This is a genomic window from Microcystis wesenbergii FACHB-1317 (assembly GCF_014696875.1).
In the GTDB taxonomy this organism is placed as follows: Bacteria; Cyanobacteriota; Cyanobacteriia; order Cyanobacteriales; family Microcystaceae; genus Microcystis; species Microcystis wesenbergii_A.
Map to the genome: position 1 here is coordinate 1 of NZ_JACJQV010000153.1, position 24509 is coordinate 24509.

Here is a 24509-nt window from a genome sequence, read left to right on the forward strand (position 1 = left end):
CTCTCCTTCTAGAAGCATTAGATTTGACAAAACGACTCTTAGGATACAATCATCCCCATGTGGCACAATCCCTCAACAATTTAGCATACTTGTACAATTCCCAAGGCAGGTACACAGAAGCGGAACCTCTCTATCTAGAAGCTTTAGATTTGTATAAACAACTCTTAGGAGACAATCATCCTAATACAAAAACCTGTCGTAATAATTTACAAAGGCTGCGACAACAGCAAAAACCTACTTCTTTAACTTGGTGGCAGTGGATTATCGTTACTCCTATAGTTATTCTATGGATGCAGTGGATTATCGTTACTCCTATAGTTATTCTATGGATGCCGTTTTATTTGCTATGGATGCTCACTCGGTGGCTAGTGCGTCGCTTTATTAGGTAAAGAGTCTAAACTATGATTGATGCGATTATGGGATGAACTATGACTAGGAACCTAGTTAAGAGTGGATTAGAGATGAAGATTGATTGAATAAATCAATCATAGTTAAGACCGTTGGAAAATAGGGTCTGTAGGCGCACGGATTTTCCATTATGAATATAATATCCTGTCAAGTCGCCTTTGTCAAGAGAAATTTTGACAACATCCAGACAAACGTTATTGTAGGGGTAATTCATGAATTACCCCTACACCTATTACCTAGTCCAGTAAACCACCACCATTGACAGTGGATGGAATGATGAACTATGACTAGGAACCTAGTTAAGAGTGGATTAGAGATGAAGATTGATTGAATAAATCAATCATAGTTAAGACCGTTGGAAAATAGGGTCTGTAGGCGCACGGATTTTCCATTATGAATATAGTATCCTGTCAAGTCGCCTTTGTCAAGAGAAAATTTAACAACATCCAGACAAACGTTATTGTAGGGGTAATTCATGAATTACCCCTACACCTATTACCTAGTCGGTTCAAGCTAACAATCCCTCGTAACCCACCACGATTGACTATGATTGAATTAATCACTGATAACTGATTACTGATCACTGATCACTGATAATAACCCTTGACCGCCAAAACGGACAACATCGGTACAAAATAACCCCGTTTCCTCCCGCACAGTTTCTATAGCTTTAACTGCCGCCTCCGGACTAAGATGAAAAGTATTTAAACTAATCCCCTTTACCTTCACTTCCCCGAAACTTCCCCCAGCGCTGGCAGTCATTTCGTAGAGTTTAATCACTTCCGTTAGGGGAGGGATGAGAATATCGGGTAAATCTTTGATATGAATTTGTCCAGCGCGATGGACGAGAATTAACCCCGTTGGTTGACTGCCACGCATTAAGGGCAAGGTAGCAGTGGATCCAGGGTGTAAAAGAGAACCTTGACCCTCAATAAACAGAATATCGTTATTTTCTGCCGATTCTAACACCAAAGCCTCGATCGCACCAGCAGCATAATCGACGCGCACCGCATCCAAGGGTACACCTTTTCCCGCGATCATAATTCCCCCCTGTCCAGTGGCTAAAAATTGCGATTTTAGCCCTTTTTCTTGGGCAACTCGGTGTAATTCGATGCTAGTGGACATTTTGCCCACACTCATATCCGTCCCTACCGTTAGAATACGCTGACAGGTTAAATTTTTCGCCCGCGCTTGCCCAATTTTTAAGTCTTGGGGTTCCAGACGGATATCCCAAATCCATTGATCCGGTTTAAGCTGAGGAAAAAGGGGTTTTAGGGGTGTATGGAGACCATTAACGAGGGATAACCCTGCCTTTACCCCCTCTTTGATTTCTTCTAGCCAATGGGGTGGTAAAATTCCTCCTGAGGGTGCGATGCCAATTAACAGGGTATCGGGATGATAGGTTAGAGCTTCCTTAACACTAGCAACAATCGGCAAGGGGCGATCGATTCCAGCCACTTCTTTTAAGGCGCTGCCGGCGCTTTCTGCGTCAATAATCGCCACTACCTGCGCTTTTCCGTAACGCAGATAACTTAACCCGGTTTTGCCGCGAGTTCCTTTAATTCCTTCGTGGAGAAGAATCGCTACTTTCTTGTCAGGAGTCAAATAATCAGTCATCTTCTGTCCGTAAACTAACACCCAAACCGGGCAAATTATTTGGTTGTAAACGTCCCCTTTCCAAGCTTAAACCCGTAAAGGGATCATCGCGTAAATTTAAATGACTATCTAGGTCAAGATAGTTGACAAGCGGGCCAAGATGTGCTAGGGCAGTATTGGCTAAACTGCTATCAGAGTAACATCCGAACATAATTTGCAGTCGGCAAGCTTGGGCAATATGAATCATTCTCTGCACTTCGGCTAATCCACCGGCTTTCATTAGTTTAATATTAATGCCGTGGACTCGATCGGCCAGTTTCGGGATATCTTGACTGGAAAAACAGCTTTCATCGACGAAGATAGGTAGGGGCGATTTTTGGTATAAATCAATTAAATCTCGTTCTTGTCCCGCAGATAGGGGTTGTTCCACATAAATAACGCCTTTTTCCTCTAACCATTGGCACATTTTCACCGCATCGCTAAATCTCCAACCACCATTAGCATCGACAGTTAGGGGCAAATGGGGGACAATTGCTTTAATAGCCAGAATTATAGCTCGATCAGCTTCTATACCGTCTGGTGAGCCTAATTTGACCTTTAATAAGCTAAAATCGCCGATTTCTAGCCAATCTAACACCCTCTTCCCCACATTTTCTGGAGAATTTAAACCGATAGTAACAGAAACCGGCGGAATTAAAGTGCGATCGAGTCCAAAAATTTGCCAGAGAGGTAAATTAGCTTTTTTGCCTAACCAGTCGTGCAGTGCCGTGTCAATAGCGGCACGAGTAGCCGAAGATATCTGATTTTGCCATAAAATTTTCTCAATTTCTTGGCGTTGACAGGGGTGAAAAGATTGTAAAATAGGAGCGATCGAGTTTAATTCTTGCAGGATTTTATCGGTTTTTTTCTCCTCGCTGGTAATATCAAAAGGGGATGCCTCTCCCCACCCTTCGATATTTTCCTCGCTAATTTGCAGCCAGATATTAGTATTTTCGCTGGTAGTGCCGCGACTAATCGTTAAAGGTACTCGTTTATGAATAGTAAAAGTTTGCCAGTTTAGCAGCATAATTCACCTAGGGATGATCGGGGAATAGGAACAAAAAAATTATCTACACTTACCCAAATCCTTACTTCTGTCCACTCTCCCCGCAATCATACAACTTCCGGCGGTGTTTTTCGTCAAAGACAAAATATGATAGGCTAACCGAAGGTGTAAGCAAGACGGCTGCGGGTTAGGAAATGGGATGAAAGAGGAGTGAGTTAACCAAAATCAATGATTAAGAAAAAGATTTCTTACTGGGTAAATGGAGGCATTGCCCTCATTGATCGCTATCTGATCAGCCAACTACTACCACCATTTTTATTTAGTGTTGGTTTATTTGCCTCTTTGGGAGTAGCGATCGGCAATCTTTCCGATTTAGCTAATCAGGTAGTTGATGCTAATCTACCCCTTGCCTCGGCCCTAGAAATTCTCCTGTTAAAAGTGCCAGAATTTGTCACTTATTCTCTGCCAGTTTCTCTTTTGCTGGCCACTTTAATCACCTACGGACGTTTAAGTAGTGATAGCGAAACCGTTGCCCTGCAAAGCTGTGGAGTCACTCTTTATCGTCTTTTTATACCCACTTTTTGCCTGAGTTTAATAGTTACATTTGTGACATTTTTATTAAACGAATATGTGGTTCCTAATGCTAATTATCGAGCCACAGAAATTTTAGTGCAGAAAATTAATAAAGAAGCAAATTTTTGGAAAAATAAAGACTTTTATTATCCCGATTATGAAATAAAAACCCTAGAAAATGGTACGATTAATCGCAATTTAAGAAGTTTATTTTATGCCGAACAGTTTGACGGAGAAAAGATGAAAACCGTCACCGTTATCCGTTGGCTAAAACAAGAATTAAATCAAATTATTATCGCCGATTCTGCCCGTTGGAATGCCGTCGATAACGTCTGGGACTTTTTTAACGGCATTATCTATGAATTAACCCCCCCTAACGCCTCCTATAGCCAAGTTATCCCCTTTAAAACCGAAAAAATCGCTTTATCTCGCTCCGCTTTCGATTTTGCTCGTCAAAGCCGCGATCCCTACGAGATGAACATACCACAGGCGATCGAATATGTGCAACTGCTCAAACTCAGTGGCGATGAGAAAAGAGTCAGGTTTTTTCAAGTGCGAATCCAGCAAAAAATCGCCTTTCCCTTTGTCTGTATCGTCTTTGCTACCATTGGCTGTGCCTTGGGTTCTCTACCGCAAAGAATTAGTCGGGGAACCAGTTTCGGTCTCAGTGTCGCCATTGTTTTCCTCTATTATCTTTTAAACTTCTTAGTGGGCAGCTTGGGACTAACCGCCACCCTCTCCCCCTTCCTAGCTGCCTGGCTGCCTAACTTTTTCGGTTTTGGGTTAGGTCTGTGGTTATTATGGCGACTTAACGGTTAGACTTTTTTGAAAATTTTCGTCAAGATAGGAGACGTAGAGTTATAGCAGGCCCCTTAGTCTATGTTTCCCTTCTTCTTTAACACTTGTGGCAGCACTTCCCGTCAAGAATGTCAAGAGCGTAAATTAACATTCCTCAAATGGATGCGCGACGACCTCGAAACCCGTCTAGCGGGATTAAATGCCGCTATCGAAACTATCGAGCGTCAAATCAGTCGGGAAGGTCAATAAACCCTGAAAATAGGCGAGTTTTCCCCTCGCCTTCTCCCCACAATTAGCTAAGAGAGATAACTTGACAGTTGTATTCGCCAAGAGGGATAATAGGAGTTTGTGTGAACTTTAGCTAGACTAAAATACCTTGGCTAACGTTATTGTAATCGGCGCTCAGTGGGGCGACGAAGGAAAAGGAAAAATCACGGATCTGCTGAGTCGATCGGCGGATGTGGTGGTGCGTTCTCAAGGTGGCGTAAATGCGGGTCATACCGTCGTCGTCGAGGGTCAAACGTTCAAACTCCATCTAATTCCCTCTGGGATTCTCTACCCGGATACGGAATGTATAATCGGCTCAGGAACAGTCATAGATCCCTCGGTGTTACTCAAAGAGATGGCGCAATTACACGCCCTCAATGTTACCACCGACAATCTCTATATCTCGCAAACGGCTCATGTCACTATGCCCTATCATCGGCTGCTCGATCAAGCATCCGAGGAAAAACGGGGTAAATATAAAATCGGCACCACGGGAAGGGGTATCGGCCCCACCTATGCCGACAAGTCCGAGCGCATCGGTATTCGAGTCATCGACTTGATCAATACCGAGAATCTGCGGCAAAAACTAGAATGGACGATCAATTATAAAAACGTCATTTTAGAAAAGTTATATAACTTACCGCCTTTAGATCCGAAGACGGTGATCGAGGAATATCTAGAATATGCCGAGAAACTGCGTCCCCATGTGGTCGATAGTTCCCTAAAAATCTACGAAGCAATCCGCAAGCGTAAGAATATTCTTTTTGAAGGGGCCCAAGGCACCCTACTCGACCTCGATCACGGAACCTATCCCTACGTTACCTCCTCCAATCCGATCGCCGGGGGTGCTTGTGTCGGTTCTGGCATTGGTCCAACGGTAATCGATCGAGTGATCGGTGTGGCCAAAGCTTACACCACTAGGGTAGGGGAAGGTCCATTTCCCACGGAATTAGAGGGGGAGATCGAGCAGTTATTATGCGATCGTGGGGCGGAATTCGGGACTACCACCGGCCGTCGTCGTCGCTGCGGTTGGTTTGATGCGGTGATCGGTCGTTACGCGGTACGAATCAATGGTTTAGACTGTCTAGCGATCACCAAGTTAGATGTTCTCGATACCCTAGAGGAAATCAAAGTCTGTGTCGCCTACCAATTGGACGGCAAAACCTGTCGCCATTTACCCAGTAGTGCGGTGGAATTCGCCCGTTGTCAACCTATTTATCGAACGATGCCGGGGTGGCAACAACCCACCAGCGATTGTCGCAGTCTGGAAGACCTGCCCAAACAGGCCCTCGATTATCTAAAATTCCTGGGGGCGATCATGGAAGTACCGATCGCTATTATCTCCCTAGGAGCTAGTCGCGACCAAACTATTATCGTTGAAGACCCCATTCACGGACCAAAACGCGCTCTTTTGGACGAAAATGGCTCACCTTGGGATAATCACGAATTTTAAATCATTGCTAAAGAGGATTAGTCAACTATGCAAGTTAGCGTTGAATGTCAAAAAAGACCGGAGAATATTAACCCCAGGGCCCTACGTCGTCAGGGTTTGATCCCGGCGGTTCTCTACGGCCACAACGGCACGGAATCGGTTTCCCTCGTGGTGGGAGAAAAAGCGGCCTTAACCCTACTGAAAAAGGCTTCGGTAAATAATACCCTGGTGGATGTGAATGTTCCCGAAATGCCCTGGACGGGAAAAGCTTTGATCCAAGAGGTGCAATCTCATGCTTGGAAAAGAAATCTCTATCATCTCAGTTTCTTCTCGGTGTCTGCCCACGGTAAGCTCGATATCGTTGTTCCCATTAAAGCCATAGGAGAAGCGATCGGAACCAAACAGGGCGGTTTAATCGAACAGTTCGTTAACGAAGTTAATGTCTCCTGTATTGCTGATAATATCCCGGAAGTGATCGAATTTGATGTTTCGGGCATCGGTGTGGGGCAATCCCTGCTCGTGGGTGATTTAAAAATGCCGGAAGGGGTGACTTTAAAAGATGATCCCCATACCACCGTTTTTGCCATTGTTGCCGCTAAACGGTAAGTTCAGTGATCGGTGGTCGGGTGATCGGGTTTTGGGGTGTTGGGGTTTTAGGGTTTTAGTTGAAATTCCCCCACTTCCCCAACCCCCACTCTGCCATAACTACTACTGCATACTTTGTGCTTTTTGTCAAAAAAACTTTTTCTTTGCAATAAAACTACACAAAAAAAAGATCATCATTGTGGGTGAAATTGACCGATTTACCCGTCTTAATTAGATCACCCTGTAGGTGTAGCAAAGGTTTCAACCATTGCTGTCCAAAAAAGCACAGAATAACCCACTCTGAAATTCTATCAAATCGCTGTAACCATTGCAATATCGTTGTTAAATAAAAATCTTTCTCAATTAATTCTTAAAAATTTATAAATATTGCGAAATGTTAATTTAAATATTTTCAAGTTTTTGGAGTCAATAGATAATTTTTGTTTATCTTTGGCGCACATTGGGTTAGAAGTCAGTCATCAGTTATCAGTTATCAGTTATCAGTGTCAGCTTTTTTCTCCTCTCTCCCCTGCTCCCATCTACTGGGGAGTTAGATCACAAAAACGCTTAAATAAGTCCTCGCGGGCGGATTCGATTGATAATAATTCTTCCAGATAGTTTTTAGCAAATTGGTCATGAGGTTTCATCGATCGAGGCCAAGAAAAAAATGGTAAGATTAGTTAAAGAAAATGATACAAACATACGTTGATTAGACAAAAAAAGCTATAAGTAAAAGAAAAGTTTATCTTCCTCAGCCCCATGACCAGAAAAGAACAACCCTACTCGTGGTTCTCAAGAAAACCCTTGACCTGGCAACAATCGCGGGCTATGTGGCGCGATTTATGGTTAGAAGCGTCCCTCGATTTTCCCTATCTAGCTTTGATTGTTAGTTCTTGTGCGATCGCTACCTTTGGCTTAGTTGCCAATAGTGCAGCCGTGATTATTGGGGCGATGATTATTGCCCCTTTGATGTTGCCGATTCGTAGTCTAGCTTTTGGTGGTTTAATTGGTAGTTGGCGATTAATTCGTAAGTCAGCCCTGGCGATTTTAGTTGGTACGATTATCGCTTTAGCGATAGCTTGGTTGCTAGGATTATTAATCGGAATTTCTGAATTTGGTAGTGAAATTCAAGCCCGTTCTCAACCGAATCTTTTAGATTTAGGAGTGGCAATTACGGCAGGGGCAATCAGTGGTTATGCCAAAATAGAACCGAAAATTTCAGGTACTTTAGCGGGAACAGCGATTGCCGTGGCTTTAATGCCACCAGTTTGCACGATTGGTTTAGGATTATCCCAAGGCAATTGGATCCTAAGTTTGGGGGCGACTCTGTTATATATTACCAATTTATTAGGCATTGCTCTCGCCTGTTTGTTGGTCTTTTTGCTGGCAGGTTATTCTAGTTTTCATCGGGCGCGTAACGCTCTAATTTTGACTTCTATCCTGACAGCGGTTTTGCTAATTCCCTTAGGAATAAGTTTTGCAACTCTGGCTAATCAAGCTCGCTTAGAAAGGCTGATCAAAAAAGCTTTATTACAACGAACGATTACTTTTCAACGGGCAGAATTATTGGAATCTTCGATTAATTGGCTCAAGCAGCCTCCCCGGGTGAGATTAGTCGTAAGAACTGCGGAAAGTATTACCCCCAGACAGGTAGAATTGTTGGAAGAATTTATTACTAAGGAAATGGGGCGACCTTTTCAATTAAATGTCTTGGTTTCTAAGGTTAATGAAGTCACTTCCCCGGAATAGCGTCGAGAAAATTGGCTGAAGTAATGACAAACAAGGATTAATTCGCTATCTTAATGTTTGATATTTAATCTATAGGTAGGGTTCAGGTGAGTGGCGGCAATCGACCAGAAAGCACGGCTTATGTGCGGATAATTAAGCAATCTTGGCAAACGGGGAAATTAGAGGGAGAAGTGCGAACGGAACAATATCAATGGCGTTTTCAGTGGCATTTTCTTCAAGGCAAGTTATTAGTACAACCTTCCCTAGGTAGGGCTTTGATTTTTGAACCCTTGAATCGGTTTTTAGAACGCTACGATTATCAATTAGAACCGGGAGGAGATTATGAATTCACAGTGCGCTCAAAATTTTAAATATGGGGGATTGAATTACAGCCTTTCTCCTAAGGATGAAGTTTAACTTAATTTGGCATCATAAAAGGAAAACCTTGTACCTCATCATTAAGATAACTGCCTATTGATCAAAAGAAATTGACGGTTTATGGACAACCCGGCCGAGATACTAGGTTTTTAAAGGAAGTTTTTTGATTTAAATCCCACTGGTTAGGCTAAAATTCAGCCATACTAAAGCGTTATATTAACGATAAGAATTTTTAGGAATAAGGGAAATGACGCAAGAACAGAAGGTTTCAGTGGGTATTGTCGGCGCTTCCGGATATGGTGGCGTACAGTTGGTACGTTTGCTCAAAGAACATCCCTTCGTAGAATTAGCCTATCTGGGGGGCGATAGTAGCGCCGGAAAACCCTACAGTGATTTATATCCCCATCTCGGTCATAGCATTAATCTTAATGTGGAGGCGATCGATTTAGAGATAATTGCCTCCCGTTGTCAAGTGGTTTTCTTAGGTTTACCCAATGGTTTAGCCTGTGATTTAGCCCCTCCTTTGCTCGCTAAAGGGTGTAAAGTTTTGGATCTGTCGGCAGATTATCGTTTTACTAGCCTAGAAACCTATAGTAAATGGTATGGCAAGGAACGTCAGGATCAAGCGATCGCATCTACGGCTGTGTACGGTTTACCGGAACTTTATCGGGAAGAGATTAAAAATGCCTCTTTGATCGGTTGCCCCGGATGTTATCCTACTGCTAGTTTAATGGCGATTTCTCCCCTATTAAAACAGGGTTTAATTCTCCCAGAAACCACGATTATCGATGCCAAATCGGGAACTTCGGGAGGGGGAAGACAAGCTAAGATTAATATGTTATTGGCAGAAGCAGATAGTTCGATCGGGGCCTATAATGTAGCGGGAAAACACCGTCATACTCCCGAAATTGAGCAGATTTGCAGTGATTTAGCCGGTCATGAGGTGCGCGTCCAGTTTACTCCCCATTTAATGCCCATGGTTCGGGGTATCCTGTCCACAGTCTATGCAACATTGCGGGATCCCAATCTGGTGCGGGATGATTTAATCACTATCTACAATGCTTTTTATCGCACTTCTCCCTTTGTCAAAATCCTACCCGGGGGAGTCTATCCACAAACTAAGTGGGCCTGTGGTACTAATTTATGTTATCTCGGTATTGAAGTGGATCCGAGAACCGATCGAGTGATAGTGATGTCAGCGATCGATAATTTAGTTAAGGGACAATCGGGACAAGCGGTACAATGTCTCAATCTCATGATGGGTTGGGAAGAATCCCTTGGTTTACCGCAAATGTGTTTTTATCCTTAAAAATTCGGCTTGGGCGCAAGCTTTGCGCCCCTACATTGCAGCCAGTATGATTGGTGAGGACTCATAGTGTACGCCCTCCCTTCGATCAGATTCGCTCATCACCATAACCTCTTAGCCAATCAATTCTAGAAACCTTGACTTATTCGACTGGGATCACCTAGAAAGGCCCTTGCAGGAATCGATCCTTGAGTCGCTTCCGGGAGAATTTGCCAGTGTTGATCTAAAGCTTGTAACACCCGATCCTGCTGATTTCTGAATCCCTCGATATTGCTACTACCAGCATTCATAATTACAAACCAAACTTTACCCCTTTCTTGGGTGGGAATTTCTCCAGCTAAGGCGCTAACTTGGGCTAAAGTTCCAGTTTTAATCATCACTCCTTTGGGAATGGCGCGCCACTGCATAGTTCCTTTGGTATCGCGTCCCCCCACCGGAAATAAATCAGCGACTTTGATCGGTTGATTGGCTAACTTGCGATCCAAGGCCTTGAGAATCTCAATAACTGCCCGGGGAGACAAGCGATTTTCTACCCCCAATCCCGAACCATTAATTAATTGAATTTCCTCCGCTCCTACCCCAGTAATTTTAGTATTAATTGCGTCCACTGCCGCCGGGCCACCGAGCAGTTCCGCTAACATTTCTGACATGACGTTATTACTATAAATATTCATCTGACGCAACAGTTCCGTTAAAGTTAAGGACTGATGACGCAATAATAATCGGGCATTTTCGGGGCGAATTTGACTGGCTCGAACCATGCCCAAAATCTTCACCTGTGGGGCTTGTGTGCCGCTAGGAAGGCTCTGAAAAGCTTTTTGGGTTTCTTTTGACCATTTCGATTGATCAAGCCCAATTTTCAGCGATTCTCCCGCTTTGAGGGGATCGGTTTGAAAATTCATGGCGAATTTACCCGTAACGATCAGATCGCCTTTGACCTGACGGATGCCTAATTGATCGAGGCCATTGCCCACTGCGATCGCTTCTTCCCAGACAAAAAGCGGATCCCCTTCCCCTTCAATAATTAAATCTCCCTCTAACACCCCGTTTTTTACCTCTCCCGTGCTGTAAAAACGAGTAGCAAAACGATGATCGAGGGGCCAGGTTTCCACGGCGGCGAGAGTAGTGGCGATTTTAGTTAAAGAAGCCCCCGAAGCGGGCAGATTACCCTGATGATCGGCTAAATCAGCCCATTCCGTCTCAATTAAGACCCGTTGTTGACTAGAGTTTAAACCTTTTTTAGTCAAGTCTTGCAGATAATCGGCCACGATCGCCGCCACCCGGGGATCGGGAGCGGTGGGAAGGTGGAAAATAGGTTGATTTTGCCAAGAAATTAGGGGAATATTGGCGATCGGTTGGGATTGCCCCCCCAACCAACCGAAGAGAAAGCCGAAAACTGCCAAATTAAAAACTGAGAACATCTTTTCCTTAATCGCAATGATGCCTTATTGTATAGAAATGATTGGTAATTTTTAACAATTGCTCGATCAGAAAACACTAATCCTCGATCGGCCAGCTTTTGTCAAGAGCTGCCGCTCAACTTATTAAAGATTTCTATCCCACTGACTCAATGGCAGAAACGGCATTAAATCGGGCAAGAATCGCGGTAGATGCGATGGGAGGTGACTACGCTCCCAACGAGATTATCGCGGGATCGATGCGAGCTTCCGAAGAATTAGATGTAGAAGTATTATTAGTCGGCGATTCTGAACGGATTGAGGCTTATTTCCAGCATCATCCCCGTCCCAAGAATCTCACGATCGTCCACGCGGAGGAAGTGGTGGCCATGGACGAAGAGCCGATCACCGCTATCCGTCGCAAACCAGCGGCCTCGATTAATGTGGCCATGGATTTAGTCAAACAAAATCGCGCCGATGCGGTGGTGGCCGCCGGTCACTCTGGGGCAGCCATGGCGGCGGCGTTACTGCGTTTAGGTCGTTTAAAAGGAATCGATCGCCCGGCGATCGGTGCGGTGCTGCCGACGATGTTGGCGGGTAAATCGGTGATTATCCTCGATGTTGGGGCGAATGTGGACTGTAAACCCAAATATTTAGAGCAGTTTGCCCTCATGGGAACAATTTACAGTAAATACGTTATGGGGGTTGAAGATCCGAAAGTCGGTTTGCTCAATATCGGTGAAGAACCCAGCAAAGGTAACGATCTCGCCCTAAAAACCTACGAATTATTAGAAAATAACCAGCAAATTCCCTTTATCGGCAATGCTGAGGGCCGGGATGTGCTATCGGGACAATTCGATGTGATCGTCTGCGATGGTTTTGTCGGTAATGTCCTGTTAAAATTTGCCGAAGCGGTGGGGGGAATTATCCTACAAATTCTCAAAGAGGAATTACCTAGGGGGATACAGGGTAAAGTCGGGACGGCTTTAATTAAACCCAATCTTAAACAGATTAAACAACGCATGGATCACGCGGAACACGGTGGCGCGCTGTTATTTGGAGTCGATGGGGTCTGTGTGATCAGTCACGGCAGTTCCCAAGCGCCTTCGATTTTTAACGCCATCCGACAGGCGAAAAATGCCGTCGATAATCGCGTTTCTGAGCGCATTCAAGCCTACAATGACCACCATCATCAATTAAAAAAGTTGTCGGTGAACAGTGAAGATTAAGCTGTCGGCCATCTTGAAGCCGTCGGGAGACAGGAGACAGGAGACTATTTTTATTTATTCTTCCCACTTCCCACTTCCCACTGATAACTGACCCACTTCCCACTGATAACTGATAACTGATAACTGAAAAGGGGGAATATTTTGAACGGATTCGGGGCAGCGGTCGTCATTACTGGTTGTGGATCGGCCACACCAGGGCAATTTCTCAGTAATGAAGAACTCAGCCAAATTGTCGAGACTTCCGATGAATGGATTAAAAGTCGTACAGGCATCGGTAAACGCCATTTAGCCGATCGATCGGTGTCTTTGAGCCAATTAGCAGCCCAAGCGGCGATTAAGGCTCTAGAAATGGCTCAGGTGTCGCCTAGGGACATCGATCTGATTCTTTTGGCTACTTCTACCCCCGATGATTTGTTCGGTAGCGCCGCCCAAGTTCAAAGTCAGATCGGGGCCAATCGGGCGATCGCTTTTGATCTCACCGCCGCCTGTTCGGGTTTTCTGGTGGGATTAGTCACCGCCACCCAGTTTATCCGTACTGGTACTTACCGCAATGTCTTGGTTATCGGGGCCGATGTTCTCTCCCGTTGGGTGGATTGGAATGATCGCGCTACCTGTGTCCTCTTTGGTGATGGGGCAGGGGCGGTGGTTTGTCAAGCAAATGATACAAAAGATAACATTCTCGGTTTTGAACTCCATAGCGACGGCAGCCAGAATGGTTCTCTCAATCTCGCCTATCAGGGGGAAGAATTGCCCCTTAAGCAGGGGGTAAGGGTTCAAAAAGGGACCTATAAGCCTCTAACGATGAACGGACGGGAAGTCTATCGTTTTGCCGTGGCGAAAGTGCCAGAGGTGATCGAAAAAGCTCTCTATCGGGCTAATTTAACCACCAGTGACATCGATTGGTTAGTTCTGCACCAAGCTAATCAAAGAATTATGGACGCGGTGAGCGATCGCCTGAAACTGCCTCCGGAAAAAGTGATCAGCAATCTCAGCGAGTATGGCAACACTTCCGCAGCCTCGATTCCTCTAGCCCTCGATGAAGCTGTCAGGAGTGGTAAGGTCAAAAAAGGTGATATTATTGCTTCTTCTGGCTTTGGTGCCGGTTTAACTTGGGGTGGGATTATCTTCCGTTGGGGAGATTAATTCAGTGATCAGTGATCAGTGATCAGTGATCAGTAAACAGTGATCAGTAAACAGTAAACTGTAACCAGTAACCAGTAAACTGTAAATTGTAAACGGTAAACAGTAAACAGTAAACAGTAAACTAAAAACTCACATCTGATAACTGATAGCTGATAACTGATAACTGATAGCTGATAACTGATAACTGATAACTGATAACTGATAACTGATAACTGATAACTGATAACTGATAACTGATAACTGACCCAAACACATCTATTTATCTATTTTAAGAACTTATGAAAACAGCGTGGATATTCCCGGGACAAGGATCGCAAGCGTTAGGAATGATTGGAGATTTAGCGGAAAGTGCGCTTGGTCAAGAGAGATTAAAAATAGCAGAAAAAATCCTCGGTTGGTCGGTCCTAGAAAAATGTCAAGGGGATGAAGAAACCCTATCTCGTACTCTTTATACTCAACCTTGTTTATTTGTGGTGGAGAGTATTTTAGCGGATTTGTTGCAAGAAAAAGGTCATTTTCCTGATCTAGTTGCCGGTCATAGTCTCGGTGAATATTCCGCTTTATATGCGGCCAGGGTGTTTAATTTTGAGACAGGATTAAATCTAGTTCAAAACCGTTCCCGTTTGATGGATGCGGCCGAAGGTGGTAAAATGGCTGCCTTAATGAAATTTGATCGCACCAGTCTAGAGACAGTGGTTAATCAGACGGAAAATGTAGTTATTGCTAATGATAATAGTGCTGAACAAGTGGTAATTTCTGGGACTCCTGAAGCGGTGGATTTGGTATTAGGTCAAGTGAAAGTTAAGCGAGTTATGCCTTTAAAAGTATCCGGTGCTTTTCACTCTCCCTTGATGGAAAATGCCGCTATTCAATTTCAGCAGATTTTAGAATTAGTTAATTTTCGGTCTGCAAAAGTTCCCGTGATTTCTAATGTCGATCCGAGCAATCCTACCCAGGACGGGGAACAATTAAAAAAATATCTGATCCAGCAGATGACTAGCTCGGTTCGCTGGCGAGAAATTATGTTAAGATTGCCCGATGTGGGTGTAGAAAAAGCGATCGAAGTGGGACCGGGTAAAGTTTTAACTGGTTTAATTAAACGAACTGCTCCAATTGAGTTAGAAAATATTAGTCAATTAGCTGATATATACAATGGTAGCGACGATGTTAAATTGCAGGGTTCATTAATTGGTGTTGGTTAAATTATCTAGCAACATTTTCGATAAAGTAAATTGATGGATACCTAAGTAGTTAGGTGTTAAAAACCATCAGACACCCCCCTTATCAAGGGAAGGTAGGGTTGATTCATGAATCAACCCTACCTTGAATCAACCCTACTTATCAAGGGGAGATCGACACCCAAAATCTATCTTCAATTTAATTATAACCAGCTACCTAGCCAAAAATTTGGTTAGGTATTTTTTTAGTAAACTATCATAACTTCTACTGTTTCTCCTGCTTGTATAGTAGTTTTACCCTGGGGAATTATGACCAAAGCATTAGTACCCGCTAAATTAATTAAATTAGCTGAATTGTGTTGTCCAGAAGCGAGTTGAAATTGATAGACTCCCTCGATAATTTCTATTTTTCCCCAGAGATAAACTTCTCTTTGTCCCTTAGATTTGAGAGTATCGCGGGTGATAACTCGCAGAAATTTGTTCTGATAATCTGTCAATCCTGATAATTTTTTAATGGCCATTTGTACGAAGCGCCAACAGGAAACTAAAGCAGAGACGGGATTACCGGGGATACCAAAGTAAATACAACCGTTAGGAAAAGTAGCAAAGGTTAAGGGTTTACCCGGTTGAATAGCAACGCTGCGAATTAGAATTTTTCCCCCTAATTCCTCTAAAATTCCCTCAATATAATCGTAATCTCCCACGGAAACACCGCCGGTGGAAAGGACGATAGCACTAGAATTAATGGCTTTTCTGATAGTTTCTCTGAGAAGTTCGGGATTATCTTTGATTATACCTAAAGGTCTAGGAATTGCCCCTAAACTGGTGATAAATGCCGTTAAAGCGTAGCGATTTGAGTCAATAATTTGACCTTTTTGGAGGGTTTCATCGGGATTAATTAATTCATCTCCCGTGGAGAAAATTGCCACTTTCGGACGGGAAAAAACTGTTAATTCGGTAGCTTGTGCCGTGGCTAAAACTGCTATTTCTGGAGAATTAAGGGCAATACCGGCTTTTAATAAGGCATTTCCTGCTTGATAGAATGTGCCGCGTTGACGCACGAAAAGACCTATTTTTTCGGGAGGGATAAGAATCGCCACCCGCTCCCCTTTTTGTTGAGTATTTTCCTGCATAATAATCGTATCACTGCCGGCGGGTAACATCGCTCCTGTAAATATTCGGGCTGTTTCTCCCGGTTGAATAATTTTTTCGGGGACTTTGCCGGCGGGAATTTCGGCGATAATCTTTAGAGTAACGGGATTTTCTGGGTTAGTGTCTTTAACATCTTCGTAACGGACAGCATAGCCATCCATTGCGGAATTATCCCAATAGGGAAAGTCTAAATCGCTGCTGATATCTTCGGCTAAAATGCGCCCAAAAGCTGCCTCTAGAGAAACTTTTTCTGTTTGCTGTTGGGGTTGAATTTGAGTTAAAATTATAGATTCTGCTTCTTTGACTGAGTACATGGATTAAAAAAATGAACCGATTAGCTAGATTAAGGGTGGAAGATATACAAGCTTGGATTGGGGAAGTGCATTTATTGGATAGGAAGGGTCAGACTCCCTATTATATACCGGTTTTGAACCGAGTTAATCCCGAGGTTTTCGCTCTTCAGATTCACTGTCTTGAGGGGGAGATTTTGTCTTGGGGAGATGAAACTGTAACTTTTCCTTTGATGAGTGTGATTAAACCTTTTTTGTTATTATATCTTTTAAACCATTTAGGGGAAGATGCTGTTTTTCGTCGCGTGGGAAAACAAGCTTCTAGTTATCCTTTTAATTCTTTAACTCAACTGCAAGAGGATAGCGGTTTTCCCCGTAATCCTCTGATCAACAGTGGTGCGATCGCTTTGGCGGATTTATTAGGAGGGGAAACGCCAGAATCTCGCTGTGAAAATTTGCTTTTATGGTTAAATAAAATGGGTAATTGTCAATTATTTCTTGATCGCTCTGTGCTTGAGTCTGTTCACTCTTATCCTAATGTTCACAATCAAGCTCTAAGCTTAGAATTAGAAAAAAATGGTTATATCAGTCATCGTTACTTAGCTCTGGAAACCTACAATCGAATCTGTTGTTTATCTGGAAAAATTGCCGATCTTACTAATTTAGGTAAGTTAATTTTAGCTGCTCCTTTTGGCAAAATTATTCTAGAAATTATGACTAATTGTGGACTCTATGAAGCTTCCGAAAAATTTGCTATTGAGGTGGGTTTTCCCACTAAATCGGGAGTTAGTGGAGCTTTATTATCTATTCTGTCAGACGAGGGAGTTATTGCTTGTTATAGTCCTCTGTTAAATGAGCAAGGTAATTCAGTTTTAGGTCTGGATTTATTAACAAAATTAAGTAATTTTTTCAAGGAAATTTAAGCCATGAAAACAAGATTGAACTTTTCAAAAAAACACCGATTCTATTTAGTAATTATCTTGCTGATATTTATGGCTTTATGCGTCACCAGTTTATTTTTTCCCCTACCAGAATCCCTCAACTATGATGAAGGTTATCATTATGAAAGTGGAGTAGAAATTCTCAGAGGTACGGCAGCGAAACGGGGCGATGAAGATATTTACCATCGCAATATTATGCCAGCTTCAGCACTGCATCCCCTAGTTGATCAAACAATACAAAATATTTTTCCTATCTCTAAAGATATAAACTTAGAAAATAAGTTTTTTGGACGGTTTGCTACGATTATTATCTCAGTAATTTTAGCCATATATGTTTTTATCTGGTCAAAACAACTCTATGGAGTGTTAGCAGGATTTTTAGCCTTAATTCTCTATGTTCTCGATCCTAATATTATCGGAAATTCACGGATAATTACTCAAGATTTATTCGGAGCAGCTTCAATTTTTATTGCCATTTACTATTTCTGGTTTTTCCTAAGATTTGGTAGCAGAAAAAATCTGGTTTTAAGTATATTAACTTTTGGAATTGCCCAGATTTGCCGCTTAACAGCCATTTATTTAGTTCCCATTTATATAATTTTAGGTCTTGGTTTTTACCATCGGGAAATTATTCAATCTATTCAAACCAAAAATATTCCCGTAATTCAACGGGTAATTAAGCGCAGTATCTTCTATATACTAGCTCTGATTTTATCAACAATATTAATCATAAATATTGGTTATTCTTTTGAGAGAAGTGGCACTCAATTGCAGAATTATCAATTTCTCAGTCATAGTTTTAAGCAACTGCAAACCTATCCTGTCTTAAAATCTTTGTCGATTCCTATTCCCGCTGCTTATTTGCAAGCATTAGACTTCGGTAAGTATAAACAAGAAACAGGTTTTGGTAGTGGAATGCCCTATCTTTTGGGACAGTTAGGATTTATAGTTGATCCAGTACAAGGATTTAAAATTAAGGGATTTCCCCAATATTTTCTGATCACTTTTCTCTATAAAGTACCGATAGCTACCCAAATATTTATCTGGTTGGGATTTATCAGTTTATTTCTCTGGAGAAAACAGTTAAATTTTTGGCAGAATGAAGCTTTTTTGATTATTCCCAGTCTATTATATTTCATCTTAATGAGTTTTAACACTGCTCAAATAGGTATTAGATATATTTTAATGATTTTCCCCTTTTTATTTGTCTTTGCTAGTCGGATTGTTACCGGTTGGCCAGCTTATAAAAGACCCTATCGCATTTTAATTATTGTCCTGACCCTTTACCTACTAATTTCCAATCTCTCCTATTTTCCCCATTATATTTCCTATTTTAACGAATTAGTTATTGATCGCAAAATGAGCTATCAAGTTCTGGTCGATTCTAATTTAGATTGGGGACAAAATAAAAACTATCTGCAAGACTATCTCCAAAAACATCCCAACGCTCTCTTTATTCGTTATGACGGAGATAATAAACTTAATTTAGTCATCGATAATCAAAAAGTTGCACCCTCACAGGTTTCTCTCGATAATCCGATTAATTTACTGGTGATAGAAGCTAATCAATTAATCGGTATTACCACCGATTCTAACCATTTTTACTGGCTGCGTTCTAGTCGTCAACCTATTGATCATCTTGCTTATAGTTACCTAATTTTCAAGATTTCCTCTCAAGACGCAGCCAATATTTTTGGTAAAAACTAGAAACTGTTCACCAATACTTTTTCTGATTTTTCTTGCCAAGTACCATGAAAAATGGGAGGGATAACACTGGGTAATTGCAGACAGCAAAGGGGTTCTTTTTCTAACTGCTGACTATCATAGATTCTCCCTTGGCTGCTGTGATTATTGCCGTCGTAAACCACGACGATTAACCATTCCGTTTCTGGAGATAAACCATCGCAGACAAAAATCGGTTCACTTCCATAACAGTTATTTTCTAGATAAGCAATAGTTAACTTACCCGTGGAGTGATTAGAGTTCTTAAGTACAGGGTGAGAGCATATCAAACGCTATTGACAATTGGCCAATTTTGTGATCCGCTTGCTGTGTGAGCATTTCAAGTGATACCAGTCAATTAGAATAGTTACGAAATCGACCAAATGGGTCGATTTTTGCTTAACAATTGAGATGGCAAATTCTCCTTGAATATGCCTAAATCGCACTCTGGGTAAGCAACTCACATAAAGTTCATTTTGTCAAGGATTGTTAAGATGCGTTTACCCTGATAATTCCAGTGATCAATTGGCTATCCTGATCATCTCTGGTGATTTTCCCGCAGCATAAATATCCCACATTGTCCGATAAGCTTTTTCTAAATTGCGGGTAAAACGAAGGGTCTCAAATAACGGATAAGTAAGACGATTTTGTGCTAGTTTCTGTTTAATTTCGTGCAATTTATCAGGAGATTTTGCTAAATTAATCGCTAAATTTTTATACTCCTCTAAATTCTTAGTAATTAATTCAGGTAGGCCAATAGCTGTCAGTAAACTAGCACCAACACGGGAAGGAAAAGTCTCCCCCAAACAAGTTATAATCGGTAAACCTGCCCATAAAGCATCACTTCCAGTCGTATGAGCATTATAGTATAAAGTATCAAGAAATAAATCAGCTAGTTGATGCCGCGCCAAATGTTCCGACTTAGGTTCGAGATGGGCAAAAATTAAGCGATCGCCTTCAATTCCTCGCGCTTTTGCTTCCCGACGTAGATTTGCTTCAGCTTCAGCTACTCTCGAAAATAACCATAATACACTACCGGGAACATTGGCCAAAATTTGCATCCATACAGTGAATATTTGCGGCTCAATTTTATAGGTATGGTTGAAACAACAAAAGACAAAACCCGATTCAGGAAGACCATAATGGGAACGAGTAACAGGTTTAGATGATATAATTTGTTGATAATCATTAGCCTGATAACTATCCGGTAAAATTACCAATTTTTCAGTAAAATCGTCAGCAGATTCTGGTGGTGTAACTATGGCATCACCAATAATATAGTCGATAAAATCTGCTCCCATTGTCCCCGGATAAACCAAATAATTAACTTGAATCGGTGCAGGTTTTAAAGCCAATATTTGTGTCCGTGCCTTATCAATATATCCCATCAAATCAACTAAAATATGAACCCCATCATGAAAAATCCGTTGTGCAGATTCCGTAATTGATAAAGTAGCAATATCATAAAAGCGATCGCAATCATTAGCAATGCGATGACGATACTCACTACCATCATCAGGACCATAGGAATAGGCAATTATTTCAAAGTTATTGCGATCATGTAAACCAAAGACACTTTGCATCAAATGACTGGTGGGATGATTACGAAAATCATGGCATAAATAACCTATTTTTAATCGTCCAGATCGGGTGCGGGAATGGTTAAAGTTGAGGGGTTTAGTAATCAATGCTAATTGTCTTTTAATTTCTTGAGCATAGTTAGAAGCTACTTTTAACTGTTGAGTAGCAGACCAAGGTTTATATAAGCTATCAAAGGGAGTTACTGCGGTAGATTTTCCCTCTTGTAACTGGTTTTCGGTTAATTGCCAAAGTTGGATTAAATCAGCTTCTCTTGTCTCCCAATTACAAGTCATTTCCTTCATAGAAAATAAGCAAGCAAAAGCCTCTGGGGAATTAGGTTGAATGGCTAAAGCTTGCTTAAATACGCTCATAGCTGCTTCTACTTTGTCCTGTCTTCCTAACGCTAAAGCTAAACTATTGTAAGCTTTAATGTATTTAGGGTTAAGCTTAATTGCTGTTTGGAAATAAGCGATCGCTTCTTCAATTTTTCCCTGTAGTTGTAACACATTTCCTAAATTAAAGTGTGCTTCTGGATAATTAGGGTTTTTCCTGATTGCTTCTTGAAAATTGACCACAGCATCCCCTAACTTATCCTGCATTTGTAAGACTAAACCTAAATTATTATCAGCAAAAGCATAGTTTTGATTGCTACGAATAGCTTGGTTAAAGCAAATAATCGCCTCGTCTAAATCTCCCTTGCTAACTGCTATTATTCCTAAATTATTGTGGCTTTCTGCATAATTAGGATTAATCAATAAAGCTTGCTTATAAGCCAAAATAGCTTGATCAATTTGTCCTAAACTATCCATGATCACCCCCAACTGATGCCAAGCAGCTGCATATTGGGGATATTGATTAATTAATTGTTGATAGAGAGCGATCGCTTCTTCAAGCTTAAGCTGTTTTTGCAAGGTGTATGCTTGCTGATAAAGGGTATCTGCTGGCGAAGTATCAGGCTGATTATTTGCTATATTTACCCCAACTAAAGGAGAAATAGGATCAAGAGTAATAATTTTACTGATGTCATCATTTTGGAATCCTAAAGCTTGGGGACGTTTAACTCCTTCTAAGATTTGTATATCATAAAGTTCAGTCACTTCACCTTCTAAGCGTATCCAGTGAACAACTTCACCTGTTTTCAAGTCAATAATTAGCAGACCACAGCGAGGATCTGCTTCTTTAGCCATTAAATTATCATCTAAGATTAACCCCGAAAAAGTCTTATCTACCCCACGATTTTTAGATAATCCAACAATGGCATAATTTCTGACAAATGCTAAACCGCGCAGAAAACCAGGACAAAAAGTAACAGGCTCAAAAATGCCTTTGTCTTGATCAATATAACCAAAGTAACCCGTACCCGCATTTAATAACCATAACTTACCCTGATAAAATCGGGGAGAATGAGGCATAGATAAACCAGTAGCAATTACTTCATTAGACTGAATATCAATGACACAACCGCCAGTTTGTCTTCTGTCTCTCCACCCATCCACCACATCTGATTGACTACAAGCGGTAACATAACGCGCCTTCCCATCTACCAAGGCTAAACCATTGAGATGACAACGATCTTCATTGACTAAAGCGGAAATAAACGACGGTTTCCATAGGGGAATACAACTATGGCGATCGCTGACTGTCGCCAGACAATTTAACATCGTACTGATAAATATAATTCTTTCAGAGAGATTTTCTATTGCCAAATCGTGAATATCTAAATCCCCAGTAGTATAACTAATGCGGGGGATATAAAGTTTATCGTAACCATCATAAAGCTGTGGGGATGATAACACATTATCTAGTTGCCAGATTTGATAGCGGGAACTAAGATAAATCCTTTCTGGGGTAGCATATAAACCCATGGCGCGGTCAAATATCCGCTCAAATCCCGACATCCCCCTGTGGGGGTTAACTCCTAAAAACATCAGTCGAGAACTTTGATAGGTAGTAAAAGCCAGACTAATCTGCTGAGACTCTAACCAATCAATGAAGTTACGGGAAGCAATTATCTCTACGGGGATAGATTGATTAGTATTGGGAGTTGATTGATTCATCGGTTGTCTAGTCCAAATCTAAAGCAAATTTTATTTTTACATAAGTAGGTAGGCGTTAAAAATTATCAGATGCCCCCCTTATTAAGGGGGGATTAAGGGGGGACTAAGGGGGGATCGGCACCCCCCTTATCAAGGGGGGCAGGGGGGATCGAACCTAAAATCCATTTTTAATTTAATTATAACCAGCTACTTATCGTAGGGTGTGTTAGCGATAGCATAACGCACCAATTTAATGATAGAGGTGGTGCGTTACGGCGGCTTGTTAATTTTGGTTTTTTGACCGAATTGATGGCCGCAAATACGCACCCTACACCTAAATTAGGTGTGTCAGTCCACTACGATTTATGTTTTTGTTTGAGCGCGATCGTTTATAATCAAAATATCATTATTTTGGGTTTGCTGAATAAGTACGGGCGAAGCATTCGGATAGAAAATCTACCTTTTCACCGATAGGTTATTGTCCGAATGCTTCGCCCCTACAGGACGCGGGCCGATGAAGACGCAAGGTTTTGAACGACGATTCTCTCAAAATCTTGCACCTGTTTCGCTCGTAAAGCCCCAAAACCTTTACTTTGCCTACATTTCAAATTTATTCAGCAAACCCTATTTTGGAGTAAAAGAAAAATGCGTAAACAGACCATTCAATATACATCATCTTTAGATGCTTTGATTGCTGTTGCCAAGCGACTTAGCGTCTATGAGAATCAACATAAAATGGATTCCGAAGATTTTTATAACCAATACAATCAGGGAACATTATCAGATGATATAATATTTATAGAATGGGCAAACGATTATCGTCATTACCTTCCTTTGCGTCAAGAATTAGAACAAATATTAAATCATGCTGCTTAAACTTTTATCTGATTACCTAAATCAAGTAGAGCAAGCAATTGTGCAGCCAGTAGGGTGTGTTAGCGATAGCGTAACGCACCAATTTAATGATAGAGGTGGTGCGTTACGGCGGCTTGTTAATTTTGGTTTTTTGACGGAATTGATAGCCGACTAACGCCCCCTACGCCTACTTAATTAAACAAAGAAATTACTCACGGGAATGTTCCCTAAAGCTGGTAAAGTACCAGTAAATCCAGTGATATTTACTAATAAATCATTACTGGATTGGAAGCCAGCCGTGCTATCATTAATAACGAGGTAAGTTCCAGCGATCGCACCAGTTGTTACTTGCACTAAGGCGGCACTATTAACCCCTAATCCTTGATTACCTGTAGTGGCTCCATTGGCATCAGTAAATACCTGATTGATTAAATTGTCTAAAGTGGTGACAGTGCTATTAGCAGCACGACTGAAACTACTAGGCGCACTCATGGGAAGTCCACCTTGAGTTAATAAGTCGATTTTATCACTATTGATGGCAAAATCTGTGATAAGCTAAAACGCACTTAAACCACCTAAAATAGAAATAGTAACTTGAGAAAAATCCTACTTATGCCAGCCAAAGATTTCCTAGACTTAGAAGAAAAGAAAAACTTACAAAAAGCTCTTAAAGAAGAAGAAAGAGCAGAGGTTAGGGAAAGAATTTTAATGTTTCTCTTGCTAAACGACGGAAAAACTCAACGAGAAATAGCTGAGTTTATTGGCTGTTCACTCAAAACGGTCGCCCCTTGGTGTGTTCACGGCGATCCTAACAATTTAGAAAGTCTAGAAGATGGGAGAAAAAATGGAAATCATAAAAAAGCCACAGA

At 41.7% G+C, this 24509-nt stretch carries 23 protein-coding genes and 2 pseudogenes; 16 read left to right on the forward strand and 9 right to left on the reverse strand.

All coding sequences use genetic code 11. The features are described from left to right. Positions 1-389, forward strand: a 389-nt coding sequence (locus H6F92_RS12970; RefSeq protein ID WP_190358147.1) for a tetratricopeptide repeat protein, incomplete at its 5' end; no start/stop codon positions are given. 92 nt (positions 390-481) lie between these two features. Here H6F92_RS12970 and H6F92_RS12975 read toward each other — a convergent pair. The 4 genes from H6F92_RS12975 to H6F92_RS12990 all read right to left on the reverse strand — a co-directional run bounded on the left by H6F92_RS12975 (position 482) and on the right by H6F92_RS12990 (position 3070). Beyond that, positions 482-622: a hypothetical protein gene (locus tag H6F92_RS12975; protein WP_190358148.1), complete on the reverse strand. Its 141-nt coding sequence runs from the start codon at positions 620-622 to the stop codon at positions 482-484. A gap of 122 nt (positions 623-744) precedes the next feature. Then, positions 745-885, reverse strand: coding sequence for a hypothetical protein (locus tag H6F92_RS12980; protein WP_190358149.1), 141 nt, complete (start codon positions 883-885; stop codon positions 745-747). A 96-nt stretch (positions 886-981) separates the two neighbouring features. After that, on the reverse strand, positions 982-2025 hold the full coding sequence (locus tag H6F92_RS12985; protein ID WP_190358150.1) for an N-acetyltransferase DgcN family protein: 1044 nt from the start codon (positions 2023-2025) through the stop codon (positions 982-984). Continuing rightward, positions 2018-3070, reverse strand: coding sequence for a dipeptide epimerase (locus H6F92_RS12990; RefSeq protein ID WP_190358151.1), 1053 nt, complete (start codon positions 3068-3070; stop codon positions 2018-2020). Before H6F92_RS12990 ends, H6F92_RS12985 begins: the two co-directional genes overlap by 8 nt. Positions 3071-3277: 207 nt before the next feature. On the opposite strand from H6F92_RS12990, the gene H6F92_RS12995 reads away from it, so the two are divergent. The 8 genes from H6F92_RS12995 (at position 3278) to argC (ending at position 10119) form a co-directional block, all read left to right on the forward strand. Continuing rightward, the gene (locus H6F92_RS12995) at positions 3278-4441 is read left to right on the forward strand and encodes an LptF/LptG family permease (protein WP_190358157.1); all 1164 of its coding nucleotides are present in this window, start codon (positions 3278-3280) and stop codon (positions 4439-4441) included. 60 nt (positions 4442-4501) lie between these two features. Then, a complete protein-coding gene (locus tag H6F92_RS13000; protein ID WP_002759244.1) occupies positions 4502-4669 on the forward strand; it encodes a hypothetical protein in 168 nt (55 codons plus the stop codon). 127 nt (positions 4670-4796) lie between these two features. Beyond that, entirely contained in the window at positions 4797-6140 is a 1344-nt protein-coding gene (locus H6F92_RS13005) for an adenylosuccinate synthase (protein ID WP_052277394.1), read from the forward strand. Positions 6141-6167: 27 nt separating this feature from the next. Beyond that, positions 6168-6725, forward strand: coding sequence for a 50S ribosomal protein L25/general stress protein Ctc (locus H6F92_RS13010; protein ID WP_190358158.1), 558 nt, complete (start codon positions 6168-6170; stop codon positions 6723-6725). A gap of 366 nt (positions 6726-7091) precedes the next feature. Continuing rightward, positions 7092-7322: a hypothetical protein gene (locus tag H6F92_RS26045; RefSeq protein ID WP_242030124.1), complete on the forward strand. Its 231-nt coding sequence runs from the start codon at positions 7092-7094 to the stop codon at positions 7320-7322. Positions 7323-7463: 141 nt separating this feature from the next. Next, positions 7464-8453 carry a DUF389 domain-containing protein gene (locus H6F92_RS13015; RefSeq protein ID WP_190358159.1) on the forward strand — a complete coding sequence of 330 codons (990 nt, stop codon included), beginning with the start codon at positions 7464-7466 and terminating at the stop codon, positions 8451-8453. 86 nt (positions 8454-8539) lie between these two features. Beyond that, the gene (locus tag H6F92_RS13020; protein ID WP_002733391.1) at positions 8540-8803 is read left to right on the forward strand and encodes a DUF3146 family protein; all 264 of its coding nucleotides are present in this window, start codon (positions 8540-8542) and stop codon (positions 8801-8803) included. 254 nt (positions 8804-9057) lie between these two features. Then, positions 9058-10119, forward strand: coding sequence for an N-acetyl-gamma-glutamyl-phosphate reductase (argC, locus tag H6F92_RS13025; RefSeq protein ID WP_052277397.1), 1062 nt, complete (start codon positions 9058-9060; stop codon positions 10117-10119). Between the two features lie 125 nt (positions 10120-10244). On the opposite strand, the gene H6F92_RS13030 is transcribed toward argC, so the two are convergent. Further along, positions 10245-11537: a D-alanyl-D-alanine carboxypeptidase gene (locus H6F92_RS13030; RefSeq protein ID WP_190358160.1), complete on the reverse strand. Its 1293-nt coding sequence runs from the start codon at positions 11535-11537 to the stop codon at positions 10245-10247. A gap of 149 nt (positions 11538-11686) precedes the next feature. Here H6F92_RS13030 and plsX point away from each other — a divergent pair, with 149 nt between their 5' ends. The 3 genes from plsX (at position 11687) to fabD (ending at position 15087) form a co-directional block, all read left to right on the forward strand. Beyond that, positions 11687-12742, forward strand: a complete 1056-nt coding sequence (gene plsX, locus H6F92_RS13035; protein WP_190358161.1) for a phosphate acyltransferase PlsX — start codon at positions 11687-11689, stop codon at positions 12740-12742. 141 nt (positions 12743-12883) lie between these two features. Continuing rightward, complete coding sequence (locus H6F92_RS13040) at positions 12884-13885, forward strand: beta-ketoacyl-ACP synthase 3 (RefSeq protein WP_190358163.1); 1002 nt, start codon at positions 12884-12886, stop codon at positions 13883-13885. A gap of 278 nt (positions 13886-14163) precedes the next feature. After that, positions 14164-15087 (forward strand): ACP S-malonyltransferase, encoded by a 924-nt coding sequence (fabD, locus tag H6F92_RS13045; RefSeq protein WP_190358165.1) that lies wholly within the window; start codon positions 14164-14166, stop codon positions 15085-15087. 221 nt (positions 15088-15308) lie between these two features. On the opposite strand, the gene H6F92_RS13050 is transcribed toward fabD, so the two are convergent. Beyond that, a complete protein-coding gene (locus tag H6F92_RS13050) occupies positions 15309-16529 on the reverse strand; it encodes a molybdopterin molybdotransferase MoeA (RefSeq protein ID WP_103112324.1) in 1221 nt (406 codons plus the stop codon). Between the two features lie 11 nt (positions 16530-16540). Here H6F92_RS13050 and H6F92_RS13055 point away from each other — a divergent pair, with 11 nt between their 5' ends. Both H6F92_RS13055 and H6F92_RS13060 read left to right on the forward strand, forming a co-directional pair. Further along, complete coding sequence (locus H6F92_RS13055; RefSeq protein WP_190358168.1) at positions 16541-17428, forward strand: glutaminase; 888 nt, start codon at positions 16541-16543, stop codon at positions 17426-17428. A gap of 3 nt (positions 17429-17431) precedes the next feature. Next, positions 17432-19153: an ArnT family glycosyltransferase gene (locus H6F92_RS13060; protein WP_190358169.1), complete on the forward strand. Its 1722-nt coding sequence runs from the start codon at positions 17432-17434 to the stop codon at positions 19151-19153. Here H6F92_RS13060 and H6F92_RS13065 read toward each other — a convergent pair. After that, positions 19150-19425: pseudogene (locus H6F92_RS13065) on the reverse strand (carotenoid oxygenase family protein); the annotation flags it as partial. The gene H6F92_RS13060 and the pseudogene H6F92_RS13065 overlap by 4 nt on opposite strands. Positions 19426-19689: 264 nt before the next feature. Further along, positions 19690-22806: a TIGR03032 family protein gene (locus H6F92_RS13070; RefSeq protein WP_190358171.1), complete on the reverse strand. Its 3117-nt coding sequence runs from the start codon at positions 22804-22806 to the stop codon at positions 19690-19692. A gap of 624 nt (positions 22807-23430) precedes the next feature. Between H6F92_RS13070 and tumA the strand changes: the two genes are divergently transcribed. Continuing rightward, entirely contained in the window at positions 23431-23661 is a 231-nt protein-coding gene (gene tumA, locus H6F92_RS13075) for an antitoxin TumA (RefSeq protein WP_016515525.1), read from the forward strand. A gap of 174 nt (positions 23662-23835) precedes the next feature. Here the strand turns inward: tumA and H6F92_RS13080 are convergent. Next, a pseudogene (locus H6F92_RS13080) lies at positions 23836-24192 on the reverse strand (bluetail domain-containing putative surface protein); the annotation flags it as partial. 60 nt (positions 24193-24252) lie between these two features. On the opposite strand from H6F92_RS13080, the gene H6F92_RS13085 reads away from it, so the two are divergent. Continuing rightward, positions 24253-24509: helix-turn-helix domain-containing protein (locus tag H6F92_RS13085; RefSeq protein ID WP_190356818.1), on the forward strand; the 257-nt coding region annotated here is incomplete at its 3' end.